Source organism: Pontibacter sp. HJ8 (genome assembly GCF_054824225.1).
This window is the reverse complement of the sequence record NZ_JSYF01000173.1, coordinates 1-4598: the sequence shown is the minus strand read 5'-3', so window position 1 is coordinate 4598 and position 4598 is coordinate 1. Positions and strand designations below refer to the sequence as shown.

3 protein-coding genes are annotated in these 4598 nt (G+C 50.1%); all 3 read left to right on the top strand.

The features are described 5' to 3' along the window. Nucleotides 1-2158: PAS domain-containing sensor histidine kinase (locus OB13_RS08840; RefSeq protein ID WP_461489799.1), on the top strand; the 2158-nt coding region annotated here is incomplete at its 5' end. Nucleotides 2159-2205: 47 nt separating this feature from the next. Continuing rightward, nucleotides 2206-2637, top strand: coding sequence for a response regulator (locus OB13_RS08835; protein ID WP_461489798.1), 432 nt, complete (start codon nucleotides 2206-2208; stop codon nucleotides 2635-2637). A 476-nt stretch (nucleotides 2638-3113) separates the two neighbouring features. Further along, on the top strand, nucleotides 3114-4466 hold the full coding sequence (locus OB13_RS08830) for a hypothetical protein (protein ID WP_461489797.1): 1353 nt from the start codon (nucleotides 3114-3116) through the stop codon (nucleotides 4464-4466). Nucleotides 4467-4598: the final 132 nt, after the last annotated feature.

The window sequence follows — 4598 nt, the reverse complement described above, 5'->3', positions numbered from 1 at the left end:
AAGCTTTTATTCAGTTCTCATAAATCCAGTATACATGCCCGAAGCCGAAAGCAGTGTGACGCATAGTGAATACCAGGGAATTTTCCAGGGAGGTGGCGAAATGGGCGCCCTGATGCGCGGTTATGACTGGAATACCCATCCGCTTGGCAACCCTGCACACTGGCCCCAAAGCCTGAAAACGAACATCCGGCTGCTTTTGCATTCCGGATTTCCGATGTTTGTCTGGTGGTCGGATGAATTCTACATGTTCCATAACGATGCCTACCTGCCTGCACTCGGAAAAAAACATCCGAAAGCATTGGGGGCTCGTGCCGCCGATGCCTGGGCTGAAATATGGCACCAGGTGGGTGTGATCGCAGCAGACATTATGAAGGACGGCACCACGTTCTATGCTGAGAATCTGCAGTTGTTCTTGGATCGGAAAGATTTTAAGGAAGAAACGTACTGGACTTTTTCCTATAGCCCGGCTTTTGATGACAAAGGCGAGGTAGCCGGTATATTCTGTGCCTGCTATGAAGTTACGTCGCATGTGATCGGGCAGAGGCGTCTTAAAACGCTGAAGGATATCTCCGAAGCCCTCGCTCTGACAGAGAATCTGGAACAGACCTGCCAGACGGCCTGTGATATCTTCCATACTAATCCGAGAGACATTCCGTTTAACCTCATTTATCTGCTCAACGAAGCAGGTACAGAAGCTAGGCGGATGGGCAAGGCAGGAGATATCGATGCGTATGCAGGGCAGGAAATCCTGGATCTGACAAAATTACGTGCTGTCCCGGATAGCCCGCTGGCCAAAGTCTTGCGAACCAGGCAGACGGAGATCATCCCGCGAAGTGCTATCGCGGACCTGCTGCAGGCCGCCCGTGTTGCTCCTGCAGATCAGGAGCAGGCGGTGATCCTGCCTATTCTGAAGCCGGGACAAAACCAGCTGATCGGGATCTATATTTCCGGCATCAATCCGCAACTGGAGTACGATGCGGATTATCAGAATTTTCACATGCTGTTGACAGGCCACATTGCTACCTCTATCACGAGTGTGCAGGTGCGGGAAGCAGCCTTAAAGCAACGGGAATCGCTGAATGAGATGTTCCAGCAGGCCCCGGTAGGTATAACGATCCTGCGGGGGCCGAACTATAACATTGAGTTGGCCAACCCGGGTGTTTGTGAGATATGGGGACGCAGGCAGGAAGATATACTGGGTATGCCTGTGCTGGACGCGCTGCCTGAGGTGCGGGAACAGGGTATAAAGGAACTGCTCGACCAGGTATACACAACCGGTATACCTTATATTGCCCATGAGCTTCCGATCGTGCTGGATCGCAAGGGGAAGCTGGAAGAGGTATACCTTAATTTTGTCTACCAGCCCGTACGGAATGCACTGGGCACGGTTACGGGAATCATAGCAGTTGCCATCGACATCAGTGAACAGGTGGCAGCGCGGCGCGAGACCGAAGTCATCAACCGCGAACTCCTGGCCATCAATGCAGACCTGGATAACTTCGTATACGCGGCTTCGCACGACCTGAAAGCGCCTATCTCGAATATCGAAGGGCTGATGCTGGCGATGATGGACCACCTGTCGGATGAAACCCGGGCCTCTGAAGTGGTACAACAACTGACCGTGCTCATCTACAGCTCCATTGAGCGGTTTAAAAAAGCTTTGTTGGACCTGACAGAAGTAGCCAAAATCCAGCGGGAAGCCGGGGAAGACGTTACGTATGTAGATCTGGCGGAAGTGGTGACGCAGGTAGCGCTGGATTTTGAACCGGTGATCCGGGAAAGCGGGGCGACGATCGTGACCGAAATGAGCCAGGGAACAAATATTCAGTTTTCGGCAAAGAATATCCGTAGTGTAGTTTATAACCTGATCAGCAATGCCCTCAAGTATAAGTCGCCGGACCGGAAACCACACATTGTGGTGGCTACAGAGATGACTCCCGGGCACCTGATTCTTTCGGTTACGGACAACGGCCTAGGAATAGACATGGCCAATGAGGTGAAAATCTTCTCAATGTTCAAGCGATTGCACGATCATGTAGAGGGCTCAGGCATCGGATTATACATCGTCAAGCGTATTGTAGAAAATGCCGGTGGCAGGATAGAAGTTGAAAGTCAGCTGGGAGTAGGCTCCACGTTTAAAATATATTTCAAACATTAAACCAATACTCAGTTATTCGCTGTGGGTTTGCATTTACAACTATTACTATGAATAAGATCAATTCTATTTTGCTGGTAGATGACGACAAGGCTTCAAACTTCATAAATGAATTACTTATCAGAAAATATAAAATCACAGACGAACTGTATACTGCCCGCAACGGGAGAGAAGCGATTGAACTGATACGGGAGAAATGCCAGGGGCCGGAAGGGGGTGCGGGTAATTTGCCGCAGCTTATCCTGTTGGATATCAATATGCCTGTGCTGGATGGTTTTGGATTTCTGGAGGCTTTTAAAGAGCTGGACTGCCCCTTCAAAGAATCGGTGCTGATCGCTGTACTGACTACTTCGCTGAACCCGAAAGATGAAGAGCGTGTACGGGCAGCCGGAATCAACAACTTCCTCAACAAGCCCTTGACCAAAGAGATACTGGAAAGCCTGCTCGAAGAGAATTTTGACTGGAGTCAGGAACTGGGTTAAAAAAGTAAAGGCTCCTGATGAAGGAGCCTTTACCTATATTGTGAAAAGATCATTAGTAAATTAATTAACTTTTCAACTTTTAGCCATCCTTTTATACGGCGCATGTTCCAGGAGGGTTACTGAATGTTTGAAAATAGTTTAATTTTTTTAGAATCATTCGCTTTTCCCTTACCTTACAGCCGCTGAACACATCCTCTGTTACTGCGTTTAAGTATAGGTACTAAGCCTGTACAGGCAGTAATACAAGTAAGAACAACCGGTTGGCGTGCTTTGTATATAATAATATACTATTATATGAATCTAATGCGTTGACTATTTCGTTGAAAGGTTTCTGTAACGGCACCAACAGGGTTGTGCTATTTTTTACTGCTGCAGCAGCAGCAGAAGAGCGCTTTTGACAGGAACGCATACCTTCAAGCAACACAACCTTACGTACATTTTCACAGTATTGCCCAAAGCTAATTAAACAATAGTGCATGCCTCTAAAAAAGTCAGTTAGTAGCCTACAAGTGCTGCTGCTTTGCATGGTCCTGGTCTTCTCTGGCTGCTACACCAAAAAAAGCGGCGATGTAGAAACAGACCCGGATCCGGAAACACCTCCGCAGGACAAGCCGTCTGCCCCACCCACAGCCAGTGTAGCAACAGAAAACACGCCCGAAACGGTCAATGTAAATGTATACCTGGAGGTATCGAACGGCATGAAGGGCTTTATGCCGGCATCCGTTGCCGGTAAGGAAGCCACCGCTTTCCAGGTGCGGATGAACAAGCTCATCTCGGAGGTACAGGACGGGCGCTACGTCTATGCCAAAGGCTTTTACCTGGCCAAGGAAGATGCCCAGGGTAAACCGGTGCTGGACAGTGTTTCCTATGCTACTATGAAGAGCTACATCGTGAGCGGCATAAAGGACGATGTGCGCGGCACCCCGCTTCCCGACTTGCTGCGGGCGGCCCTGCAGAACTCTCTGGAAGAGGATGCCGTGGCAGTGGTCATTTCTGATTTTATACACGGGCCCAGCGACCAGGGACAGTTTCTTTCGCTTGACTCCGACATCCGGAGCAGCCTGCGCGAAGCCGAACGGCAGGGTCTTGCAGTAGCCGTACTGGCAGATGCATCTGCCTTCCATGGCACCTACCATCCGGCCGTGAAAAAACCCGAAGTGAGAAGAACATTGAAAGGGGAACAAATTCCGTTCTATACCTGGGTGATCGGCAAACAGGAGGAAGTCCAGGTCGTCATCAACCGGGTGTTCCGCGACCTGCCGGCGCAGCAGGCCTACTTTGGCTTCGAGTACAAAGCCATCCCTTATTCGGCCTTGTTAAAGCAGAAAGAATTTAAGCCGGCCGGTATCGTATACTGCAGCAGCCGCAATGCCGACCCCTGCACCGCTGTCAACCTGCAGCCGCAACCGAAAGAGCCGGTAGAATTTACGGTCGGTCTGGATCTCACTGCCCTGCCAGCCACCATGCAACGCCTGGACTACCTGAAACGCAACCTGAAGGTAGTCGGCAATGGCTGCCGCGCATCCATGGTGTCTGTTACGGCGGCCGATGAAGGTATAAAAGCGACGCCGGAGTTGGCCCGGTTTTCGCACTTTGTGCGGGTGCAGGTACCCCAGCTGACAGCCAATACAGGCTCGGTATACCTACAGCTGCCACAGGTATACCCTACCTGGATCAATGCCTGGTCTACAGACAACGACAACAACCCGGTAGCCGATCCGAAAAAAACCTACCAGCTGAATAAAATAATGGATGGTGTTCAAGCATTATACAGAGATAAGAGTGATAATATTTTCAGTGTAACCGTGCAATTCAACAAAGCAGACTAAGAATGATACAGAATTTTTTCTCGGGGCTATACGAGCTCTTTTTAGGCCGGCCTATACCTGCTAACTTCACCAACGACTACCGCGAGGTGGTTTTCCCGAACACAGGGCTGCAGCTTTTCCTCATCACCCTGG